Annotated in this window: 23 protein-coding genes and 2 pseudogenes; 16 read left to right on the forward strand and 9 right to left on the reverse strand. The window is 65.4% G+C overall.

Going from position 1 to position 21,894, the window contains the following annotated elements; all coding sequences use genetic code 11:
* Nucleotides 1-30: 30 nt before the first annotated feature.
* Together DC31_RS02515 and DC31_RS02520 are read left to right on the forward strand one after the other, a co-directional pair.
* Nucleotides 31-1,293: a sensor histidine kinase gene (locus tag DC31_RS02515; RefSeq protein ID WP_036276574.1), complete on the forward strand. Its 1,263-nt coding sequence runs from the start codon at nt 31-33 to the stop codon at nt 1,291-1,293.
* The gene (locus DC31_RS02520) at nt 1,290-1,964 is read left to right on the forward strand and encodes a response regulator (RefSeq protein ID WP_036276577.1); all 675 of its coding nucleotides are present in this window, start codon (nt 1,290-1,292) and stop codon (nt 1,962-1,964) included. The genes DC31_RS02515 and DC31_RS02520 overlap by 4 nt, the downstream gene beginning before the upstream one ends.
* Nucleotides 1,965-2,082: 118 nt before the next feature.
* Here DC31_RS02520 and DC31_RS02525 read toward each other — a convergent pair whose 3' ends face one another.
* On the reverse strand, nt 2,083-2,655 hold the full coding sequence (locus DC31_RS02525) for an NADPH-dependent FMN reductase (protein WP_036276580.1): 573 nt from the start codon (nt 2,653-2,655) through the stop codon (nt 2,083-2,085).
* Between the two features lie 220 nt (nt 2,656-2,875).
* On the opposite strand from DC31_RS02525, the gene DC31_RS02530 reads away from it, so the two are divergent.
* From DC31_RS02530 to DC31_RS02540, 3 genes are all read left to right on the forward strand, one after another.
* Nucleotides 2,876-3,772, forward strand: a complete 897-nt coding sequence (locus DC31_RS02530) for an ABC transporter ATP-binding protein (RefSeq protein WP_036276583.1) — start codon at nt 2,876-2,878, stop codon at nt 3,770-3,772.
* Complete coding sequence (locus DC31_RS02535) at nt 3,769-4,875, forward strand: ABC transporter permease (protein WP_036276585.1); 1,107 nt, start codon at nt 3,769-3,771, stop codon at nt 4,873-4,875. The genes DC31_RS02530 and DC31_RS02535 overlap by 4 nt, the downstream gene beginning before the upstream one ends.
* Before the next feature lie 120 nt (nt 4,876-4,995).
* Nucleotides 4,996-5,583 (forward strand): nitroreductase family protein, encoded by a 588-nt coding sequence (locus DC31_RS02540; protein WP_036276587.1) that lies wholly within the window; start codon nt 4,996-4,998, stop codon nt 5,581-5,583.
* 6 nt (nt 5,584-5,589) lie between these two features.
* Here the strand turns inward: DC31_RS02540 and DC31_RS02545 are convergent, their stop codons facing one another.
* Both DC31_RS02545 and DC31_RS02550 read right to left on the reverse strand, forming a co-directional pair.
* Nucleotides 5,590-6,213, reverse strand: a complete 624-nt coding sequence (locus DC31_RS02545; protein WP_036276905.1) for a TetR/AcrR family transcriptional regulator — start codon at nt 6,211-6,213, stop codon at nt 5,590-5,592.
* 64 nt (nt 6,214-6,277) lie between these two features.
* Nucleotides 6,278-7,416 (reverse strand): annotated as a pseudogene (locus DC31_RS02550) (glycerate kinase).
* A 137-nt stretch (nt 7,417-7,553) separates the two neighbouring features.
* Here DC31_RS02550 and DC31_RS02555 point away from each other — a divergent pair.
* Genes DC31_RS02555 through moaA form a run of 7 tightly spaced genes read left to right on the forward strand, consistent with a single transcriptional unit; the run spans nt 7,554 to nt 11,821 of the window.
* The gene (locus DC31_RS02555; protein ID WP_036276590.1) at nt 7,554-7,961 is read left to right on the forward strand and encodes a TOBE domain-containing protein; all 408 of its coding nucleotides are present in this window, start codon (nt 7,554-7,556) and stop codon (nt 7,959-7,961) included.
* Nucleotides 7,958-8,275, forward strand: coding sequence for a molybdate ABC transporter substrate-binding protein (locus tag DC31_RS20105; RefSeq protein ID WP_327036789.1), 318 nt, complete (start codon nt 7,958-7,960; stop codon nt 8,273-8,275). Before DC31_RS02555 ends, DC31_RS20105 begins: the two co-directional genes overlap by 4 nt.
* 7 nt (nt 8,276-8,282) lie before the next feature.
* Nucleotides 8,283-8,768 carry a molybdate ABC transporter substrate-binding protein gene (gene modA, locus DC31_RS20110; RefSeq protein WP_327036790.1) on the forward strand — a complete coding sequence of 162 codons (486 nt, stop codon included), beginning with the start codon at nt 8,283-8,285 and terminating at the stop codon, nt 8,766-8,768.
* A complete protein-coding gene (locus DC31_RS02565; RefSeq protein WP_081813689.1) occupies nt 8,765-9,604 on the forward strand; it encodes an ABC transporter permease in 840 nt (279 codons plus the stop codon). The genes modA and DC31_RS02565 overlap by 4 nt, the downstream gene beginning before the upstream one ends.
* A complete protein-coding gene (locus DC31_RS02570) occupies nt 9,601-10,392 on the forward strand; it encodes a sulfate/molybdate ABC transporter ATP-binding protein (RefSeq protein ID WP_051606336.1) in 792 nt (263 codons plus the stop codon). The genes DC31_RS02565 and DC31_RS02570 overlap by 4 nt, the downstream gene beginning before the upstream one ends.
* A 23-nt stretch (nt 10,393-10,415) precedes the next feature.
* Nucleotides 10,416-10,694, forward strand: a complete 279-nt coding sequence (locus DC31_RS18620; RefSeq protein WP_200872855.1) for a hypothetical protein — start codon at nt 10,416-10,418, stop codon at nt 10,692-10,694.
* A 35-nt stretch (nt 10,695-10,729) separates the two neighbouring features.
* Nucleotides 10,730-11,821, forward strand: coding sequence for a GTP 3',8-cyclase MoaA (gene moaA / locus DC31_RS02575; RefSeq protein ID WP_036276593.1), 1,092 nt, complete (start codon nt 10,730-10,732; stop codon nt 11,819-11,821).
* Nucleotides 11,822-11,828: 7 nt separating this feature from the next.
* Here moaA and DC31_RS02580 read toward each other — a convergent pair whose 3' ends face one another.
* Both DC31_RS02580 and DC31_RS02585 read right to left on the reverse strand, forming a co-directional pair.
* Entirely contained in the window at nt 11,829-12,242 is a 414-nt protein-coding gene (locus DC31_RS02580) for a molybdenum cofactor biosynthesis protein MoaE (protein ID WP_036276596.1), read from the reverse strand.
* Entirely contained in the window at nt 12,239-13,396 is a 1,158-nt protein-coding gene (locus DC31_RS02585) for a ThiF family adenylyltransferase (protein WP_036276599.1), read from the reverse strand. The genes DC31_RS02580 and DC31_RS02585 overlap by 4 nt, the downstream gene beginning before the upstream one ends.
* Before the next feature lie 90 nt (nt 13,397-13,486).
* On the opposite strand from DC31_RS02585, the gene DC31_RS02590 reads away from it, so the two are divergent.
* The 4 genes from DC31_RS02590 to DC31_RS02605 are packed head-to-tail and all read left to right on the forward strand — an operon-like array spanning nt 13,487 to nt 16,007.
* Nucleotides 13,487-13,735, forward strand: coding sequence for a MoaD/ThiS family protein (locus tag DC31_RS02590; RefSeq protein WP_036276601.1), 249 nt, complete (start codon nt 13,487-13,489; stop codon nt 13,733-13,735).
* Between the two features lie 49 nt (nt 13,736-13,784).
* Nucleotides 13,785-15,068: a molybdopterin molybdotransferase MoeA gene (locus DC31_RS02595; RefSeq protein ID WP_036276910.1), complete on the forward strand. Its 1,284-nt coding sequence runs from the start codon at nt 13,785-13,787 to the stop codon at nt 15,066-15,068.
* Entirely contained in the window at nt 15,061-15,531 is a 471-nt protein-coding gene (gene moaC, locus DC31_RS02600) for a cyclic pyranopterin monophosphate synthase MoaC (protein WP_036276604.1), read from the forward strand. Before DC31_RS02595 ends, moaC begins: the two co-directional genes overlap by 8 nt.
* The gene (locus DC31_RS02605; protein ID WP_036276607.1) at nt 15,528-16,007 is read left to right on the forward strand and encodes a MogA/MoaB family molybdenum cofactor biosynthesis protein; all 480 of its coding nucleotides are present in this window, start codon (nt 15,528-15,530) and stop codon (nt 16,005-16,007) included. The genes moaC and DC31_RS02605 overlap by 4 nt, the downstream gene beginning before the upstream one ends.
* Before the next feature lie 10 nt (nt 16,008-16,017).
* On the opposite strand, the gene pntB is transcribed toward DC31_RS02605, so the two are convergent.
* The 4 genes and pseudogenes from pntB to DC31_RS20115 all read right to left on the reverse strand — a co-directional run bounded on the left by pntB (nt 16,018) and on the right by DC31_RS20115 (nt 21,827).
* A complete protein-coding gene (gene pntB / locus DC31_RS02610) occupies nt 16,018-17,430 on the reverse strand; it encodes a Re/Si-specific NAD(P)(+) transhydrogenase subunit beta (RefSeq protein WP_036276610.1) in 1,413 nt (470 codons plus the stop codon).
* On the reverse strand, nt 17,427-18,998 hold the full coding sequence (locus tag DC31_RS02615) for a Re/Si-specific NAD(P)(+) transhydrogenase subunit alpha (protein WP_036276612.1): 1,572 nt from the start codon (nt 18,996-18,998) through the stop codon (nt 17,427-17,429). Before DC31_RS02615 ends, pntB begins: the two co-directional genes overlap by 4 nt.
* A 196-nt stretch (nt 18,999-19,194) precedes the next feature.
* A complete protein-coding gene (locus DC31_RS02620; protein ID WP_036276614.1) occupies nt 19,195-19,653 on the reverse strand; it encodes a hypothetical protein in 459 nt (152 codons plus the stop codon).
* Nucleotides 19,654-19,675: 22 nt separating this feature from the next.
* Nucleotides 19,676-21,827 (reverse strand): annotated as a pseudogene (locus DC31_RS20115) (ATP-dependent Clp protease ATP-binding subunit).
* Between the last annotated feature and the right edge of the window lie 67 nt (nt 21,828-21,894).

The raw sequence follows: 21,894 nt of genomic DNA on the forward strand, positions 1-21,894 counted from the left end.
GCAGCATCCGCTCCCCCGTACCGTGGAAGTATGTCCGCACCCTCTCGCGCGTTGACCGCGCAACAACGTCGAGCCGACGTGCTGCTGGCCGTCATCGTCTTTGTCTCCGGCGTCATCAGCGCCGCACTCTCGGCGATCTCTGAGATCTACGGCGATGAGCAGGCTCCGCTGTGGCAGGCACTCGTCTATCTGGCGGTCGTGGCACTGCCGCTTGCCGGGCGGCGCATCTGGCCTGCACAGGTCGCCGTCATCGTCTCGGTCGCGTACTTTGTAGCCGTCACGCTGCACATCCCCGAGCTTTACGCGGGCAATATCGCGATGTTTATCGCGCTGTACACGGTAGGCGCGTGGATGCAGAACCGTCGCGCAGCGATGATCGTGCGCGTGTCGATCATCATCGGCATGTTCGTCTGGCTGCTTATTACGATGTACCGCGATGCGATCGACACCGCCAAGGATGCCGAGATCATCGCGGGCGCCATGTCGCCCTATCTCGCGTTCATGATGCTGCAGTTGCTGCTGAACGCCCTCTATTTCGGAGGCGCCTACTACTTCGGCGAACGCACCTGGAAAGCGACCCTGCAGCGCGAAGCGCTCGAGCAGCGAACCGCAGACCTCGAGCGCGAGCGCGAGGTGACCGCAGCCCAGGCTGTCGCCCTCGACCGGGTGCGCATCGCCCGCGAACTGCACGACGTCGTCGCACACCACGTCTCGGTCATGGGCGTACAGGCGGGCGCCGCGCGCATGGTGCTCGATCAGGATCCCGACAAGACGAAACAGATTCTCTCCGGCGTCGAGAACTCCGCTCGTGAAGCGATCACCGAGCTGCGCCACCTGCTCGAGACCTTGCGCTCGTCGGATGCTGATGCCGACGATCCTGCATCCACCGTTGATCTCGAAGACATCACTCAACTCGTCGCTGCGTCGAACGACGCCGGCGTGCCCACGAGATTCACGGTCGTCGGCGATCCGGTGCCGGTGCCGTCCGTCGTGCAGGTGAACCTCTATCGCATTGCTCAGGAGTCGCTGACGAACGCCCGCCGCCATGCGGGAGTAGGCGCCACCGCAGATGTGCGCTTGCGTTACACCGACCAAGAGGTCGAACTTGAAGTCGTGAACACCGGCCGCTCGGTTCTCACGCCTCGCAGCGGCCTGGGACAGCTCGGCATGCGTGAACGCGCACTCGCCTCGGGTGGCACGATTGAATCCGAACCCCGCGAACGCGGCGGTTGGCGCGTACGCGTGCAGGTTCCACTCACGCAGGCCGCCGAACTGACAGGAGCCCCTGCATGACCGATCCGATCCGCGTCCTCCTCGTCGATGACCACGCCATGCTGCGCGCCGGGTTCCGAACGATCCTCGAGATCCAACCCGACATCACCGTGGTCGGCGAGGCCTCGACGGGCGCGGAGGCAGTGGCGCAGGCATCCGTTCTCAAACCCGACGTGATCTGCATGGACGTCCAGATGCCGGACATGGACGGCATCGAAGCGACTAGGCAGATCGTCGCCGCCCCCGAGGTGCATGCCGCGATCGCGATCGTGACGACCTTCGACCGCGACGACTATTTGTTTAGCGCTCTGGATGCCGGGGCGAGCGGATTCCTGCTCAAGAACAGCGGCCCGGAGGATCTGGTCGCAGCCGTTCGTGTTCTCGCCGCCGGCGACGGGATGCTGGCACCGGAAGTGACTCGGCGGGTGGTGCAACGGTTCGCGACTCCCGCTGCGACCGAATCAGCACCGACGGCATCCCGCCCCGCGCTCACCCTCGCAGAGCCGCTTACCGACCGCGAGGCGGAAGTGCTGGAACTCTTGACTGAGGCGATGAGCAATGCGGAGATCGCCGCGAGACTGTTCATCGGCGAGGCGACAGTGAAGACGCATATCTCGCGCATCCTGCAGAAGCTCGGGGCCGGCGACCGCGTACAGGCGGTTGTTCTGGCGCTGCGGCACGGGCTCGCGTAGCCTGCGGCATCCGCCGCGCCAGTCCCGGAAACGACAGGTGCCCCGCGGCACATGGCCACGGGGCACCTGTCGTCCGGCCCCTGAGCCCGGCGGAAGGGTCAGGGTTCTCGAAAGCTGCTTACGCGCTAACGAGGTCCGCAGAGTGCTGCACGCGCGAGATGAGGCCGTTGAATGCCTCAAGGTATCCGACGAGGAAGCCGGCGGTGCTGTCGTCGGTCACCTGGCCGTCTTCGGTGAACAGGCCCGGGCGGTCCTGGATGAAGCCCTCAGGCTGACCCATCGTGACTGCGCTGAAGTGACCGAGGATCGCGCGCAGGTGCTGCTGGGCAGCGGCGGTGGCGATACCAGAACCCGAGGTGCCGATCACAGCGACCGGCTTGCCGTAGAACGACATGTCGCCGTACGGGCGGGTCGACCAGTCGAGGGCGTTCTTCAGCACGCCGGGGATGGAGCGGCTGTACTCGGGGGTAATGATGATGACGCCGTCTACGTCGGCGATCGCCTTCTTGTACTCCGTTGCAACCTCGGGGAAGTTGCCGTCGTAGTCGGGCGAGTAGAAGGGCAGATCCTTGATCGCGATCTCGACGAGCTCGGTGCCCTCGGGAGCGAGGTTTGCCAGCACTCGCGCCAGACGGCGGTTAATGGACGTGCTGGAGATGCTGCCGACGATGTATCCGATAGTGCGGGTCACAGGGTTTTCCTTCTGTTCGGGCTCAATACGAGTCTTTGCGGTCTAGAGGTATCAACGACCACCTCTAGAAGTCTATTCCCGTGCATGCAATCAGTTTCCTGGGAAGCCTCAGGTCCAGGCGGTGCCGAGAGCGGCATCCACGACTCAACCGCGCGGGGGACGCTGAAGATCCGCCGCTGGGGGGATACGGCGACGCATGCTGCATCCCTAGCCTGGAAGCATGACCTCAGGAACACTGCAGCTAACCGGCGTCACCAAGAGTTACGGCTCGCGCCGCGTACTCGATGACGTCACCTTCTCTGTCGCCAGCGGCCACCTCACCGGCTTCGTCGGAGGCAACGGTGCGGGCAAGACCACGACGATGCGGATCATCCTCGGACTCCTCGCATCTGACGGCGGCTCGGTCACTCTCGGCGGTACGGAACTCACCGCCGACGCCCGCCGCCAGTTCGGCTACATGCCGGAGGAACGCGGGCTCTACCCGAAAATGAAGGTGCTCGAGCAGGTCGTCTACCTTGCTCGCCTGCATGGCTTCAACAAATCGGATGCCACCGACAAAGCCACCGCGCTCCTCACCGAACTCGGACTCGGTGAGCGACTGAACGACAACCTCGAGGCGCTCTCGCTCGGCAATCAGCAGCGTGCTCAGATCGCGGCATCCCTCGTGCACGACCCAGGCGTGCTCATCCTTGATGAGCCGTTCTCTGGCCTTGACCCGCTCGCCGTCGACACGGTTGCCGGCGTACTCCAGGAGCGCGCCGCCCGCGGCGTCTCGGTGCTGTTCTCCTCGCACCAACTCGACGTCGTTGAGCGTCTCTGCGATGACCTCGTCATCATCGCTGGCGGCACGATCCGCGCTGCTGGCCCCCGCGAGGTCCTTCGCGAACAGCACTCGGCCCCCCGTTGGGAGCTGGAGAGCAACGGTGACGTCGGCTGGTTGCGCGACGAACCGGGCGTGAGCGTCGTGGACTTCGAAGGTGGTAACGCCGTCTTCGATGCCGAAGACCCGGCCATCGCGCAGCGGGTGCTCCGCCGCGCCCTCGACGGCGGCGAGGTCACTCGCTTCACTCCGCAGCATCCTTCGCTTTCGCAGATCTTCAAGGAGGTCATCCAGTGACCACGTCAGCCCGATCCAAAACAACTTCCCTCTCCCCCGCACAGGGCGTCTGGCTCGTCGCAGAGCGCGAGCTCAGCACGAAGTTGCGCAGCAAGGCGTACCTCATTTCGACCGGCATCCTGCTGGTAATGGCGCTCGCCGGCGTCATCTGGGCTGGTATCGCCAGCGCGACTCCCAGCATCACCCCGATCGCGGCGACGAGTTCCGCTTCCGCAATGCTTGACGGCGTCGAGGGCTTCGATGTCACCGAGGTCGCGGATCGCGCCGCGGCCGAGGATCTCGTCACGGAGGGCAAAGTCGATGCTGCGCTCATCGATGACAGCTCCTCCCCGACGGGGATCGTCGTCGTCGCGGAAAAGGAAGCACCCCAGTCACTGGTCATGATGCTGTCGCAGTCCCCGACCGTGGAACTGCTGAACCCAGACCCGGCCAGCGGAGGCATGCGGTACATCCTCGGCATCGCGTTCGGCCTGGTGTTCATGATGGCCGCGATCACTTTCGGCTCGCCGATCGCGACGAGTGTGGTCGAAGAGAAGCAGACTCGTGTGATCGAGATTCTGCTCTCGGCAATCCCCGCCCGCCTGCTGCTGGCGGGCAAGGTGATCGGCAACACGATCCTCGCCATCTCGCAGATTCTGCTGCTGGTGGTGGTCGGCGCCATCGGCCTCATGGTCACGGGGCAGACCACAATCCTGCAGGGAATCGGCGGGCCGATCGCCTGGTTCGCGCTGTTCTTCTTCTTCGGATTCATCCTGCTCGCGGCGATGTTCGCGGCGGCTGGTTCGCTGGTCTCTCGCCAGGAGGATGTCGGTGCGACGATGACCCCGGTGATGTATCTGACGATGATCCCGTACTTCCTGGTGATCTTCTTCGGCGACAATCCCGTGGTGATGACCACGCTCTCGTACATTCCGTTCTCGGCGCCGGTGGCAATGCCGATCCGCCTCTTCTTCAACGAGGCCGCGTGGTGGGAGCCGCTGGCAGCCCTCGTCATCATGCTGGCGGCGTGCGTCGTCGTGGTTCTTATCGGCGCCAAGATCTATGAGAACTCGCTGCTGAAGATGGGCGCGCGGGTCAAGCTGCGCGAGGCGCTGCGCGGCTGAGGTCACGTGAGTGAGTATTCCCGCGTCTTCTTTCGACGCGGGAATACTCACGTGCGTGCACCGCTTTACTCTGGAGTAACGCGGACAACGGAGTCGGCACGTTCCGACCCGAAAGGCACCATGAGCACTCCGCTTCTTGACCGCACCGCCGAGACTTCCGTTCCCGTTCTCGATGTCCTCGCCCAGCGCTGGAGTCCTCGCGCATTCGACGCCAAGACACCGATCGATGAGAACAAGCTCGCCGCGGCACTCGAAGCTGCACGCTGGTCACCATCGGCAAGCAACACACAGCCGTGGCGATTCTTGGTTGCCCGCCGCGGCACCGACTTGCACACGCAGATCGATGAGGCGTTGATGGGCTTCAACCGCGAGTGGGCTGGCACCGCCCAGGTGCTGATCGTCGCGCTCTCCGAAGACGTGGACGCTGAGGGCAACCCCCGTCCGTGGGCACAGTACGACCTGGGTCAGGCCGTCGCCCACCTGTCAGTGCAGGCACATGCCGACGGACTCTACGTGCACCAGATGGGCGGCGTCGTGCGCGACCAACTGCGCACCATTCCCGGCGTCGAAGACCGCTTCACCCCGACCTCGGTGATTGCGCTGGGCGAGCTCGGCGATCCGTCGGACCTGTCCGAGAAGCTGCAGCAGCGCGAGCTCGCTCCCCGCACCCGCCGCCCGCTCTCAGAGACGATCATCGCGATCGCCTGAGCAGTCTCAACGCGTCCGCAGGCCATCGAAGGCCAGCGCGAGAACGTCGGCAGCCAGCTCTGCGCCGCCTTCAGTGCCAGCAGGCCGATACCACTCGACGATCGAGTTGACCATGCCGAAGAGCAGTCTCGTGGCGACCGAAGCGTCGATGTCGGCGCGCACGGTGCCTTCCGCCTGAGCCTGCCGCAGTAGGTCGGTCACCGCACGGTCGAAGGCGCGGCGTCGGTCAAGGGCTGCGCGTTCGATATCGCTGTTGCCGCGCACTCGCAGCAGAAGCGTCACGTACGGGAGCTTGTCGACAAGCACACGCACTGCACCGCGCAGCACGTGCTCGAGCCTTTCGCCCGCCCCCCCGCTGGTCGCGCCGGGCTCACCTAGCACGCTCTCTAGAGAGCCGATCGCCTCATCGAGCGCGACTTCGAGCAGCGCTTCCTTCGACGGGTAGTGGTGGTACAGCGCCGACTTCGACAGTCCAAGTCGCGTAGCCAGCGAGGCGACCGAGGTCGCGTCGTAGCCGTGTTCGATGAACACCTGCACAGCAATATCGAGAATCTCCCGCTGGCCATAGCCGGGCCGGCCTCGGCGTGCGGCCGACTGCTCGGCGGGCGGCTGCTTCTCTGACGATGACACGAGATCCAGTTTGTCACTCACTAAGCTTTCTCGCCGAGGTGAGCTGTGCCGCGCAGCACGAGATCTACTTCAGCGCTCGGATGCCGCGCACCAGCGTCTCGGCGAGATCTTCCAGCAGCGCACCGGCGTTCGCCATACTCTTCTCCGGACTGGGCTCCAGTTCTGACAGGGTGCGAGCGCCAGCGAAGCCAGCAGCCGCAATGTCAGCAGCCGAAAGCGTCGTACGCCCCGCAACCGCATACACCGGGATGCCGGCGGCAGCTGCCGCCCTCGCCACACCGATCGGCGTCTTGCCCATCAGGCTCTGCTCATCTAGGCTGCCTTCTCCGGTGATGACCGCGTCGGCACCCCCCAAGCGCGAGGCGAAGTTGGTGAATTCCAGCACCACGTCGACACCTGCACGACGCGACGCACCGAGCGCGATCGCCGCGAAGCCAATGCCGCCTGCAGCCCCCGCGCCAGCACGGGATGCGGCATCCAGCGCCGGCACTGCCAGCACGCGACCAGCGTCAGACAGCACCTCGACGAAATGTGCGAGCGCGTCATCCAGTGCGATGACATCTTCAGCGGACGCCCCCTTCTGCGGACCGAACACGGGCGCAGCACCTTGCGCGCCCAACAGCGGATTGTCGACGTCGCTGGCCAGCACGAGCTCGACATCGGCCAGTCGTGCATCGAGGCCGACAAGGTCAGCAATTGCCAGTTGCGACAGAGCCGCACCGCCCAGAGGCAATTCTTCGCCATCCGCAGAGAGGAATCGCGCACCGAGACCTTGCAAGAACCCCGCACCACCATCGGTGGATGCGCTGCCGCCGACACCGAGCACGATGCGTCGACACCCGGCATCCAGAGCCGCGCGCACGAGTTGGCCCGTGCCGAGGCTTGTCGCGCCGGTGGCATCTTTGTGCCCGCCGGGAAGCTGCTCCAGCCCGGAGCGCGCGCCATCTCGACGACGGCCTCGGTGCCGCGAACCGCGAAGTCAGCGTCGAGCACCTCACCGGTGGGTCCCGCCACAGAAACCGTCCGCCGCTCGTAGCCTGCGGCGAGCGCAGCATCCAGAGTCCCCTCGCCGCCATCGGCGACGGGAATGGCGACGATTTCGATCGTGGGATCGACACGATGCGCCCCCGACGCAAACCTTTCGGCTACCTCGGAGGCCGTCAGCGACCCTTTGAACTTGTCCGGGGCGATGACCAGCTTCATGTCAGACCTCTGCGAGGTAAATGTTCGTCACACGCTCGAGAATAGCCTCGACGACAGCACGGTTTTTTGGCGAGTCGACTGTCCTAAAAAGAGAATTCTGTTTGTACTTCCGCAAATGCGGGATTAAGTTCTGTTTTATGACGCATTTTCGGATAAGTGAGGCCGCCTCCCTCCTCGGGGTCAGCGACGACACCATGCGCCGATGGGTTGCCGACGGCATCCTCCCGGTCGAACACGATGAGGCAGGACGCCAGGTCATCCCCGGCGTCGAGCTTGCTGAGCGTGCGAAAGAAATGGGCGCGGAGGCGGCGGATGTCGGGAGCGTGCGACGCAGCGCGCGCAACCGATTCACAGGTCTCGTGACCAGCGTGCAGATCGACGGGCTGATGGCACAGGTCGAGTTGCAATGCGGTCCGCACCGGGTCGTTTCGCTGATGTCGTCCGAAGCCGCGCGCGAGATGAAACTCGAAGTCGGGTCAAAATCTGTGGCGGTCGTCAAAGCGACCATGATCATCCTCGAAACCGAGAAGGACCCTCGTTCGTGAACCGCATTCTGATCCGCCGCGCCGCTGTTGCCGCTGGCGTCATCGCTGCGCTTGCGTTGAGCGGCTGTGCCGCCCCCGCCGATGTTGCTCCCGAGGGCGAGACCACCGCCCCCACCGCCATCGCCGACGACATCAGTGGCGAGCTGACGGTCTACGCCGCGGCATCACTCACCGGTGCATTCGATGAGCTCGCCACGCAGTTCGAGCAGCAGCATCCCGACATCGATGTCTTGCCGATCTCGTACGACGGTTCATCGGTACTCGCGACGCAGCTGATCGAGGCGCGCCCGCCGACGCTTCGCCTCGGCCGATGAGAAGAACATGGCGAAGGTGACGGATGCTGCGCTCGCGAGCGATCCTGCCACGTTCGCGACGAACATCCTGCAGATCGCGGTCGCACCGGACAACCCTTTGGGCGTCGAAGACCTCGAGGGCCTAACCGATCCCGAGCTGACGGTCGTCGTGTGCGCTCCCGAGGTACCGTGTGGCAATGCCTCCAAGACCCTCCTCGACGCCGCGGGTGTGGCGCTGACGCCTGCCAGCGAAGAGCAGAACGTCACGGCCGTGCTCGCGAAGGTGAAGTCGGGCGAAGCGGATGCCGGGCTCGTCTACCAGACCGATGTCGCAGCCGCCGATGGCGCCGTCACAGGGATCGACATCGATGGCGCCGAGAAGGCCACAAACGTGTACCCGCTCGTGGCACTGAACGATGCGGCAAACCCCGAGGCTGCAAACGCGTTCGTCGCCTTTGTTCTCTCGGATGCTGGCCAGAAGGTGCTCGCCAAGTTCGGATTCGGGACGCCGTGACCGCAGCTGCCCCGACAGTCCTGAAGGCAGGCGTTGCGCGTTCGATCGCGCGGCGCCTGCCCCTGTGGTTGGCGATCCCCGCGGCCGTCGGAGTGCTACTGCTGGTGCTGCCATTCGTGGCGTTGCTCGTGCGGCTGGACTGGCCAGGGGTGCCAGCGGCGATCACTTCGCCCGAGGCGCTGCAGGCGCTCGGGCTTTCTTTGTCGACGGCGACCGTGTCCATCGCATTGTGCCTGCTTCTCGGTGTTCCGCTTGCCCTCGTCATCGCACGCAGTCACGGCTGGTTGCCGGCGGTGCTCCGAACATTGACGACCCTGCCGCTGGTGTTGCCACCTCTCGTGGGTGGCATCGCGCTCCTGTCGCTGCTGGGCCGCAACGGGATGCTGGGCGGCGTGCTCGCATTTGCTGACATCCGCATCCCATTCACTACCGCGGCTGTGGTCATCGCGCAGACCTTCGTCGCATTGCCGTTCCTGGTGATCTCGGTCGAGGGTGCGTTGCGCGCGGTCGGCACGGGACACGAGCTAGTGGCGTCGAGCCTCGGCGCGAGCAGGTTCACCGTTTTCCGTCGCGTGACGCTGCCGCTCGCCGCCCCAGGACTTCTGGCCGGCACCGTGCTGTGCTTCGCCAGAGCACTCGGAGAGTTCGGCGCGACCGCGCTGTTCGCCGGGAATGCTCCAGGAGTCACCCGCACGATGCCGCTCGCGATCTACACCGCGTTCAACGGCGCCGGAGTCCGCGAAGACACCGCGATCGCCCTGTCGCTGATGCTGATCGTGGTTGCAATGGCTGTGCTTCTGGGTATGCGCAGCTGGCGGACGGATGCTGTCCGATGACGCTCGACATCGACATCCGCACCCGGGTGGGAAACTTCACCCTCGAGGCCGCACTCACGGCGCACAGTGGCGAAGTGCTCGCGGTGCTCGGGCCGAACGGCTCGGGTAAATCCACCCTGCTGGGCACGATTGCGGGACACCTGCCCGCAAGCGGCGGGAGAATCGAACTGGCCGGGCGGCTACTGGAGAGCGTGCCCTCCTCAGGCTCTGGTGGGCACGTCTGGGTGCCTCCGGAGAGGCGTCGCGTCGCTCTGCTCGGACAGCGCGCGATGCTGCTCCCGCACCTGACAGCGCTCGAGAATGTCGCGTTCGGTCCACGGGCCCAGGGCGTGCCGCGAACCACCGCGCGCTCCACTGCCGCTGCATGGCTGGGCGAAGTCGGAATGGGCGAGTACGCGCAACGTCGCCCGGCCCAGCTTTCCGGTGGGCAGCAGCAGCGCGTCGCTCTCGCCCGTGCTCTGGCGGCAGAGCCGGAGGCACTTCTGCTCGACGAACCGTTCACCTCATTGGATGCTCAGACAGCTGCGCAAGCGCGGCGACTGATCACCGAACAGCGCGACCGTACAGGCGTGCCGATGGTCCTCGTCACCCATGACCCGATGGATGCTGTGGTGCTCGCCGCCCGCACCGTCGTGCTCCGGGATGGGCGCATCGTGCAGCAGGGCACCACCGCCGAGGTGCTCGGACACCCAGGCTCGCAGTTCGTCGCGGCGATGGCCGGCGTGAACCTGATCGCCGGAATCACTGACGCGAGGGGATGTTGTGGTCCACCGATGGGGCCAGCATGAAGTGGTCTGGCCGAGGAGACACTTTGACGGCCGGCGAGCCCGCGACCTGCGTCTTCGCCCCCGGTTCTGTGCGGCTGCACCTCAATCTGCAGACGACCCCGACTTCGGCGGTCAACCGGTGGACCGGCACCGTGTCGATGATGGATCCGGTTCCTGGCGGCGTGCGATTGTTCGCCGCGGAGCATCCCGAAATCGCGGTCGACTGCCCGTCCACGACAGCACTGACGCTCGGCATCCGACCCGGGGTGCAACTGGCTTTCTCGATCGATGCGGACGACGTCTCAGTGCGTCGCTCTCGGTAAGCGGTGCTACCGTTGCGAGTCGAAAGGGGTGAGCGATGTCGATCACGCCAGCTGCCGAGCACCGCGCTCCCGGTGCGTCTCGTCTGCCCTCTACGGGGAGCTTGATCGACCGTCTCGACCGTCCCCTGCGCGACCTGCGCATCTCTGTGACTGACCGCTGCAACTTCCGCTGCGTGTACTGTATGCCGCGCGCGGTATTCGGTCGTGATTATGCATTCCTCAGTCGTGATGAACTGCTGAGCTTCGAAGAAATCGAGCGAATCTCACGCATCGCCGTGGCTCATGGCGTGCGGAAACTGCGCCTCACCGGCGGTGAACCTCTGCTGCGACGGGGCATTGAAGAGCTCATCGCTCGGCTCGCTGCATTGCGCACCCCGGAAGGCAACCGGGTCGAACTGGCGCTGACGACGAATGGCTCGGCACTGACCGTGAAGGCGCAGGCGCTGAAAGACGCCGGCCTTGACCGCCTCACCGTTTCGGTCGACTCGCTCGATGATGAACTGTTCCAGCGGATGAACGACGTGCGCTTTCCGGTGTCGCGCGTCCTCGACGGCATCGACGCCGCGCACGCAGTGGGCATCGGCCCGATCAAACTCAACATGGTCGTCAAGCGCGGGCTCAACGATGGCGAGATCGAGGCGATGGCGACCCGGTTCAAGGGCACCCCATACACGCTGCGCTTCATCGAATACATGGATGTCGGTACTTCGAATGGCTGGTCGCTGGACGAAGTCGTTCCCTCGTCCGAGATCGTTGAGCGGATCAGCGCGCTCTACCCCCTCGAGCCTGTAGGCCCCGCGTCCCCCGGCGAAACTGCGAAGCGCTGGCGCTACAGCGACGGCACCGGCGAGATCGGCCTGATCTCATCGGTGACCAACACCTTCTGCGGCACCTGCAATCGCGCCCGGATCTCAACTGAGGGCAAACTCTTCACGTGCCTATTCGCGACCGAGGGCCACGACCTACGTGCGCTGCTCCGCGGCGGCGCCGACGATGAAGAGCTGTCTGCGGCAATGGCCTCGATCTGGGGCGCGCGCGATGACCGCTACTCGGAGATTCGCTCAGAACTCACGCCTGAGCTGCGCGCATCCAGGAAACGCATCGAGATGAGCTACATCGGGGGCTGACTCCCGGCTATAGCCCGACCCACTCCGAGACACCGTCGTTGTAGTGCTGACGCTTCCAAATCGGCACTTCGCGTTTGATCTCTTCGACGAGCTGCTCGCACGCCGCGAAAGCTTCAGCACGATGCCCTCCGGAAGCTGCGGCAAAGAGCGCGACGTCACCAATCCGCAGGTCGCCGACGCGGTGCGCGGCAGCGACGAGAAGGCCGGTCTCTGCGCGCACGCGCTCGACGACTGCGGCGAGGAATCGCTGCGCGTCGGGGTGCGCACGGTAGTCGAGAGAGCGCACGGTCCGGCCGCCATCATGGTCGCGCACTACCCCGCAGAACATGACGATCGCGCCGTGTGCATCAGAGCCGACGGCCGAACGCACCGCAGCCTCGTCAAGAGGTTCCTCCGAAATGACGGCCATCGATACGGTCATGCATGCACCTCTTCTGGATGACGGATGCTGGTTCCTTCCACCTCGCCGCCAACGGCGACGAACGAGCGAATGCCGCCGGCAAGGTAGCTCACGGCGTAACCCCGCGCCTCGAGCACCCCTGCGGCTCGACGTGAGCGCGGGTCTTGCTCGCAGTAGATGACCAGCGGTCCGTCAAGAGCGGGGTTCTCACCCGACTCGATCAGCCCGATCGGCAGAAGCTCAGCACCCGGAATCCGTCTCGCCGCGGTCTCGTGTGGTTCGCGCACGTCGAGCAAAGCAACTTGTTCGCCCGCGCGAATGCGCTGCAGAAGTTCGGCCGCGGCGAGCGACTTCGAATCATTCGCGTCGCTGCGCGTGCTGCAGAACAGCTCGTAGTCGATGAGCGCGGTCACCTGGTCGCGGTCAGCATCCGCCGCGTAGGAAATCTCGCGGGTGCGCGCGGTCAGCGCGTCATAGAACAGCACGCGCCCGAGGAGCGGTTCACCGATGCCGATGATGAGTTTGATGACCTCGGTGGCGAGGAGCGAGCCGATCGCTGTGCAAAGGCTCGGCAGCACACCGCCCAGCTCGCAGGACAGCGTCTCATCGGCGGGCGGGGGCGTCGGGAAAAGGTCACGGAAGGTCGGCCCTTGGCCGCGCCAGGCGACACCGACCTGGCCGTGCCAGCGCAGAATCGATCCCCAGACCAATGGCTTCCCCGCGAGTTCGGCGGAATCGTTGGCCAAGTAGCGGGTCGGGAAGTTGTCGCTGCCGTCGACGAGCAGGTCGTACTGGTCGAGAATCTCGGGCAGGTTCTGTGCGGTCATCCGCTCGCCGTGCCTCACCACCGTGCATTCCGGGTCGATCGCGTGGACGGTATCGGCGAGCGAATCGACCTTCGCGCGCCCGATGTCGGCAACGCCGTGGCTGAGCTGACGGTGCAGGTTCGAGAGTTCAACGACGTCGTCGTCGGCGATGCCGATGGTGCCAATGCCAGCGCCAGCGAGCACGGGCACGAGCGCGCTGCCGAGTCCGCCCGCTCCGATCACAAGCACGCGGGCGGCGCGGAGGCGGCGCTGCGCAACCTCACCGACACCAGGCAGCATGAGCTGACGGCTGTATCGGGTGATGCGCTCGGGCTCCAGTGCCGGGCCCGGCTCTACGAGCGGGAGCATGCCCGCAACTCTACCCGGCGTAATCCACAGTGCTGCAGTTGCCTTCCACCATTCGAACGTCGGTTTCCGACGACCGGCTACGATGACGATATGGCCATCGTGACGGTGCGATACTTCGCCGCAGCTTCCGAAGCGGCAGGTCGCGAACAAGAACAACTCATACTCGGGTCCGACCCTACTCTCGGGGTGCTGCGCGATGAGTTGCTGCGCCGCTACGGCGATGCCATGGCCCGTGTGATGCGCTCGGGATCTTTCCTCGTCGACGGCACTGTGCGCCGCAACTTGGATGCACCGGTCGGCGGCTCCGTCGACATCCTGCCGCCCTTCGCCGGCGGCTGAGCACTGACCGCTGAGCACTAAAGGTGTTCACGCAGAACGGATGCAGACCATGACTGGCACCACCCCGAGCCCGTCAGAACACGCGCACGCTATCGCCGAGCTCCTCGCCCCAGCACTGAGTCGACTTGCCGATCCCGCGAACGCTGAGCGGGTGAGCGTAAGCGACGCGTACGGTCGCGTGCTCGCAACGGACGTGGTGAGCACACTCGCCGTGCCACCGTTCACGAACTCGCAGATGGACGGCTATGCCGTGCGCGCGGCCGACCTCTCCGGTGCGACGGGTGATGCGCCCGTGAGTCTCGCGGTCGGCCCGACGAGCGCCGCGGGTGATCCGGTCAGGGAGCACAAGGCCGGCACAGCAACGCCGGTGATGACGGGAGCGCCGATCCCCGAGGGTGCGGATGCTGTCGTGCAGATCGAGGTCGTCGATCCGCCGCACTTCATCGGCATCGGAGAGGGCAGCCACGACGCACCGGAGGGTACTTCTGTCGCATTCGCGTCGCCGGTCGATGCCGGTGCGTTCGTCCGCCCTGTGGGTGTCGACCTTTCTCCCGGCGCGACGATACTCACCGCGGGCACACGGCTCGGGCCCGCGCAGCTCGGTTCGCTCGCGGCAGGCGGCGTCACGACGGTCGACGTTCGATCGCGACCCGTGGTGCTGCTGATTTCGACCGGACATGAACTGCGTGCCCCTGGCGAGCCACTCGAGCCTGGCCAGATCTATGACGCGAACACGACGTCGCTCACCGCCGCCCTGCACGAGGCGGGTGCTCTGCCCATCGGCATCTCCACGCCGGATGACGCGGCAGCGGTGCGTGCAGCGATCGACGCGCATGCGAGCGCTGACATCATCGTCACCACCGGCGGAGTCAGCGCCGGCGCCTTCGAAGTCGTCCGCGACGCGCTGGAGCCTGCCGGAGTGCACTTCGGACACGTCGCGATGCAGCCGGGAGGACCACAGGGGTACGGTCTCGCCCTGCTCGACACAGCATCCGGCCCGCGAGAAGTGCCGGTCGTCGCGTTCCCCGGCAACCCGGTCTCGGCGCTGCTGTCTTTTGAGATGTTCCTGCGCCCGCTACTTCGTTCGGTCGCCGGGCTCGCGCCCGGGCGCGTCGTCGCCACGGCGCCGCTCGCCCACGCGATCGTGTCGCCAATCGGAAAGCATCAGGTGCGTCGCGGGATGCTGCGCGACGACGGTAGCGTCGAGGTGGGAGCCCCGGGCTCGCACCTGCTGCACGACTACGCGCGCGCGACGGTGCTGGCGCATGTGCCGATCGGCGTCGATGCGCTCCCCGCTGGCGCTGAGGTTGAGATCTGGAGGATCGATGAGTGAACTGACGCACCTGCGCAGTGATGGTTCGGCGCACATGGTGGATGTCACCGAGAAGGCGGTCACCCGGCGCGAAGCACGCGCACAGGCTGTGCTCGTGACCACCGAAGAGGTCGTTGCCATGATCGCCGACGGCTCGCTGCCCAAGGGTGAAGCTCTGGGCACCGCGCGGCTGGCGGGCATCATGGGCGCCAAGCAGACGTCGAGTCTGATTCCGCTCTGCCATCCGCTGCCGCTGACGAAGCTTGCTGTCGACCTCGAGCCGGAGGGCGACCGGGTCAGGATCGTCGCGACGGCCGTGACGAACGGCGTGACCGGTGTCGAGATGGAAGCGTTGACGGCGGCGAGCGTCGCCGCCCTCACCCTTTACGACATGATCAAGGCCGTCGATAACCGCGCCGTCATCACCGACGTTCTTGTCCTGGCAAAGTCCGGCGGCAAGAACGGCGACTGGTCCCGCGAATGACCAGGACCGCGGCGGTGCTTGTCGTCTCGACGCGCGCGGCCGCCGAGGTGTACACCGACCGCACCGGTCCGGTGATTGTCGGCTGGTTGCGCGAGCGAGGATTCACCACGCCAGATCCGGTCGTCGTCGCTGATGCTGACGTCGCCGATGCGCTCGCATGGCTTCTCGCGCAGCATCCCGATGTGCTGCTCACCACCGGCGGCACCGGGGTCTCGCCCGATGACCGCACGCCAGAAGCAACCGTTGCACTGCTCGACGCAGAGCTGCCCGGAATCGTCGAGGAGGTTCGCCGCCGTGGCGCGGCAGTCGTGCCCTCCGCCATCCTCAGTCGCGGCGTGGCCGGGGTCGCCGGCCGCACCTTCGTCATGAATCTGCCTGGTTCGTCCGGGGGCGTACGCGACGGGCTCGGCGTTCTCGACGGCGTGCTTGAACATCTGCTCGACCAGCTCAGCGGTGGCGGTCACGTCGAGGCGTGACCACGACCACTTACAGCGCCCGCAGGATGTCGTCGACGCGGTCCTTCGCATCGCCGAACAGCATCTGGGCGTTGTCGCGGAAGAACAGCGGATTCTGCACGCCGGCGTAGCCTGCTGCCATCGACCGCTTGAAGACGATGACATTCTCGGCTTCCCACACCCGCAGCACCGGCATGCCGGCGATCGGGCTCGACGGATCCTCGGCAGCAGCCGGGTTCACGGTGTCGTTCGCGCCGATCACGAGGACAACGGCCGTGGATGCCAGGTCGTCGTTGATCTCGTCCATCTCGAGGACGATGTCATACGGCACTTTGGCTTCGGCGAGCAGCACGTTCATGTGCCCTGGCAGACGGCCGGCGACCGGATGAATGCCGAAGCGCACATCCACACCGCGATCGCGCAGCTTCTGTGTCAGCTCGGCGACCGGATACTGCGCCTGCGCGACGGCCATGCCGTAGCCGGGGGTGATGACGACGGTCGAGGCCTCGCGAAGCATGTCGGCGACCGATTCCGCATCGATCTCGCGGTGCTCACCGTGATCGACCTCATCGCCGGTGGGCGCGGCGATGCCGAAGCCACCGGCAATCACAGAAATGAACGAGCGGTTCATCGCCTTGCACATGATGAACGACAGGTACGCACCGGAGGATCCGACCAGCGCACCCGTCACGATCAGCAGGTCGTTGTTCAGCAGGAATCCGGCCGCAGCCGCAGCCCAACCTGAGTAGCTGTTGAGCATCGAGACCACGACGGGCATGTCCCCGCCGCCGATCGACGCGACTAGATGCCAGCCGAGCGCCAGCGCGAGCACAGTGACCAGAATCAGCAGCCACAGCGTCGGAGTCATCACGTACCAGACGGTCAACGCGATGAAGACGATGATCGCGCCGAGGTTCAGCACGTTCTTTCCCGGCAGCATCAGGGGCTTCGACGAGACCCGTCCGGACAGTTTGAGGAATGCCACGATCGAGCCGGTGAAGGTCACACCACCGATGAAGATGCCGATGAATACTTCACCGTGGTGGATGTCTGCGAGGGCGCCGGTGTAGTCCGGAGCGGCGAGGTGCCCGTTCCAGCCGACCAGCACAGCGGCGAGACCCACAAAGCTGTGCAGGAGAGCGATGAGTTCCGGCATCCCGGTCATCTCGACCTTGCGTGCTCGCCAGAGCCCCACGGCCGCGCCGAGAACCATTGCGACGATGAGCAGCACCAGGCCGACGACCGCGTGCGGCTGGCCCCAGGCACCCTGGAACGTCACCCAGATCGTCGCGACGAGCGCGATGACCATACCGGCGATGCCGTAGCCGATACCGGCGCGAGCGGTGTCGTGCTTGCTGAGGCCAGCCAGGCTCATGATGAACAGCAGCGCCGCAACAATGTATGCGGCTCCGGCGACAGACGCCGCGATCTCGATGGCGCTCATCGTCCGGCTCCCTTCTCAGCGGTGGACGAGGGGCCCTTGGCGAACATTTTCAGCATGCGCCGCGTAACCGCGAAGCCTCCGAAGATGTTGATGGATGCCACGAGCACAGCAATCGCCGAGAGAATCTGCACCACGATGTTCGGGTTAGCGATCTGCACGATCGCGCCGACCACGATGATGCCGGAGATGGCGTTGGTGACGCTCATCAGCGGGGTATGCAGTGCGTGCGCGACCTTGCCGATGACGTAGAAACCGATCACGACCGACAGCACCAGCACGGTGAAGTGTTGCGGCAGCGGAGCGGGTGCCACCGCATTCACCAGGAACAGGGCGGCGATGCCGACGACGGTCAGCACGAGCTTGCCGCGCGCAGTGATCTTGGTCTTCGCTGGCGCAACGGCGGACGTCGCGACGGCGGCGGCAGCTGGAGCCGCAGACACCGGCACGGCCGGTGGCGGCCAGGTCTCTTCGCCGTCACGCACCACCGTCACCGCCCGCTGCACGACATCGTCGAAGTCAAGAGTGAGCTGGCCGTCCTTGCCCGGGGTCAACAGCTTCAGCAGGTTGACCAGGTTCGTGCCATACAGCTGCGAGGCCTGCGTGGGCAGGCGTCCGGCGAGGTCGGTGTAGCCGAGGATGATGACGCCGTTTTCGGTGATGACCTTCTCACCGGCGACAGAGCCTTCGACGTTGCCACCCTGGCCGGCGGCCATGTCGACGATGACACTGCCCGGGTTCATGCTCGCGACGTCAGCCGCGGTGATCAGCCGAGGAGCAGCGCGTCCGGGGATCAGAGCCGTGGTGATGATGATGTCGACGTCGGCAGCCTGCTCAGAGTAGAGCTCGGCCGCGCGGCGGTTGTACGCCTCGCTGGTGGCCTTGGCGTAGCCATCGCTGGAGACCTCTTTGTGCTCCTCGGGAACGATGACCTCGAGGTACGAGCCGCCGATCGACTTCACCTGATCGGCAACCTCGGGGCGAGGATCAGTCGCGCGCACTATCGCGCCGAGGCTGGAGGCTGCGCCAATGGCCGCAAGCCCCGCAACACCGGCACCCGCGACGAGCACCTTGGCTGGCGGCACTTTGCCCGCCGCTGTCACCTGACCGGTGAAGAAGCGACCGAACTCATGCGCTGCCTCGACGACCGCACGGTAGCCGGAGATGTTCGACATCGAGCTGAGCACATCCATCGACTGTGCCCGCGAGATTCGCGGCACAGCGTCGAGGGCAAGGGCCGTGATTCCCCGTGTCGCAAGCGCCTGTCGCAGCTCTGGCCGTAGGTTGGGGCTGAGCTGGGCGATCAGCGTTGCCCCGTCCGCGATGCGCGTGATCTCGGCATCCGTCGGTGCGTCCACCTTCAGCAGAATCGACGATGCCCACGCCTCATCCGCGTCGACGATTGTCGCGCCGGCGGCAGCGTACGCGTCGTCTGGGTAGGCAGAGGCGACACCTGCGCCGCTCTGCACCACGACGTCATAGCCGAGTGTGCGCAGCGCGCCCACCGTCTGCGGTGTCGCGGCGACCCGCGTCTCACCGACCTGTTCTTTCACGATGCCGATTCGCATCAGTTCCTGCTCCCTTGCATGTCACGTGCGTGCGTCGATGAGCCGGGGGCGCCTGGTGAGGCTTCGCGGCTGGCACATGAATTACACAGACTATGGGTGCGACTCAGCTAACTTACGAAAAATGACTCGTCGGAGAACCGAAAGAATTGTGATCCTTTAGAGAAACGTAAGTCGGCGCTGTTCTCACATCGGGTTCGGCTCACATCCGTGGCGGCACCCTGCGCGCCTCGGTGATCCCGACCACGGCGGCGATGACCTGCCCGATGTAGGCGATCACGGCGACTCCGGCGGCGAACACGAAGAGAGCCATGCTCGCGTCCGCGGTGATGAGACCTCCGTGAGAGAGCACCGATTGAGCAGCGGAGTCGCCGCCGTCGGTGAGCGTGAGCATCATGATCAAGAACATTGCCCACAGCACATAGCTGGCGACGTTGTACATACGACGAGTGTGGCGAGTTGCGCGTGCGTCGCGATCGAAGAGAACGATGATCGGCGGCACGTACATCGGCACCGCGACGAACGGCACCAGGATCAGTCCGAACGCTGCGATCCAGCCCGACGGGGCACCGAATATCTCCCGCCCGTACAGCACCAGTAACGGCAGTACGAGCGGAGCGATCCAGTGGAAGACTCGTACGAAGCGTCCCGAAAGTCTCATACCTCCGATGCTATGCGCTCGTTCAGATCGTCGCCGAGGTCAGCACCAGCCCTGCACCATCGGCTGAGACATCCACCCGCACAGTGTCGCCGTCACGGACGCCACCGGAGAGCAGCGCCGTCGCGAGCTTGTTCTGCACCTCGGTCTGGATGAGCCTTCGCAGTGGACGCGCGCCGTACACCGGGTCATAGCCACGCTCGGCCAGCCACGATCGGGCGTCTGGCGTCACCGCAAGGGTGAGACGCCGATCGCGCAGCCGCACCTGCAGCTGGTCGACCGCGAGTTCGACGATCTGCGCGAGGTCGTCCTCGGTGAGCGACTGGAAGATGACAATGTCATCGAGGCGGTTGATGAACTCGGGCTTGAACGCCTGGCGCACGAGCGCCTGCACGCTTTCACGCTTGTCGTCGAGCGACAGCATCGGGTCAATGAGAATCGTCGAGCCGAGGTTCGACGTGAGGATCAGGATGACGTTCGAGAAGTCGACCGTCCGTCCCTGTCCGTCGGTGAGGCGACCGTCATCCATTACTTGCAGCAGCACGTCGAAGACTTCTGGGTGCGCTTTCTCCACCTCGTCGAGCAGCACGACGCTGTACGGCCGCCGCCGCACAGCCTCGGTGAGCTGACCGCCCTGCTCGTAGCCGACGTACCCCGGGAGGGGGCGCCGACAAGACGCGACACCGAATGCTTCTCGCCGTACTCGGACATGTCGATGCGCACCATCGCGTGCTCGTCGTCGAAGAGGAACGCGGCGAGCGCCTTAGCGAGCTCGGTCTTTCCGACACCGGTCGGGCCGAGGAAGAGGAAGGATCCGGTCGGGCGCCCAGGGTCGCTGATTCCGGCACGCGAGCGGCGCACAGCATCCGCCACCGCCGTCACGGCGTCCTTCTGACCGATCAGTCGCTTGCCGAGCTCGGCTTCTAGATGCAGCAGCTTCTCGCTCTCGCCCTGCAGCAGGCGACCGACGGGGATGCCGGTCCACGCGGCGATCACGCCGGCGATGTCTTGCTCGGTCACCTGGTCGCCCACCATGCGACCTTCGCCATCGCTGTCGGCATCCTCGGACTGCTCAGCCTCAATGACCTCGCGCTCCAGCGCCGGGATCTCGGCGTACAGCAACCGGGATGCCTTCTCAAGGTTGCCCTCGCGCTGCGCGCGTTCGGCGTCGATGCGGGCAGCATCCAGTTTGGTCTTGAGGTCTCCGACGCGGTTGAGTGAGGCGCGCTCACGCTCCCATCGCACCTGCAGCTCGCCGAGCTTCACCTGCTGCGTGGCGAGGTCTTCGCGGAGAGTGGCGAGGCGCTCCTTCGAGGCGGCGTCCTTCTCCTTCTTCAGCGCAAGCTCTTCGAGCTTGAGGCGGTCGACGTACCGGCGCAGCTCGTCGATCTCGACGGGGGCCGAGTCGATCTCCATCGCAGCCGGGACGCCGCCTCATCGATCAGGTCGATGGCCTTATCTGGCAGCTGACGGCTGGGAATGTAGCGATTCGAGAGGGATGCCGCGGCGACCAGCGCGCTGTCGGAAATGGCGACCTTGTGGTGCGCCTCGTAACGCTCCTTGAGCCCGCGCAGGATCGCGATCGTGTCTTCAACCGTCGGCTCACCGACGTACACCTGCTGGAATCGGCGCTCAAGAGCAGCATCCTTCTCGATGAATTCGCGGTATTCATTGAGGGTCGTGGCACCGATCAGACGTAGCTCGCCCCGAGCGAGCATGGGCTTGAGCATGTTGGATGCCGCGACGGAACCCTCGCCCCCACCGGCGCCCATGAGCGTGTGCAGCTCGTCGATGAAGGTGATGACCTGACCGTCGGACTCAGTGATCTCTTTGAGAACCTGCTTGAGGCGCTCTTCGAACTGGCCGCGATACATGGCACCGGCGACGAGGGCAGAGATGTCGAGAGTGATGAGTTCTTTGCCTTTGAGCGATTCGGCGACGTCGCCCGCGACGATCCGCTGCGCAAGCCCCTCCACGACAGCAGTCTTGCCCACACCGGGCTCACCGATGAGCACCGGGTTGTTCTTGGTACGGCGGGTGAGCACCTGGCTGACACGTCGAATCTCGCTGTCTCGGCCGATCACCGGATCGAGCTTGCCCTGGCGGGCACGATCGGTGAGGTTGATGCCGAACTGCTCGAGAGCGGACTGCTGGTCGTCGTTCTGTGGGGTGGTCATCTGTCCTCCTGGAGGGCTCCTTCTAAGTTGAGTCGTCTTGACTCAACTTTACCTGCATCGGCGGCTG

This window comes from Microbacterium sp. CH12i (assembly GCF_000685355.1).
Classification (GTDB): domain Bacteria; phylum Actinomycetota; class Actinomycetes; order Actinomycetales; family Microbacteriaceae; genus Microbacterium.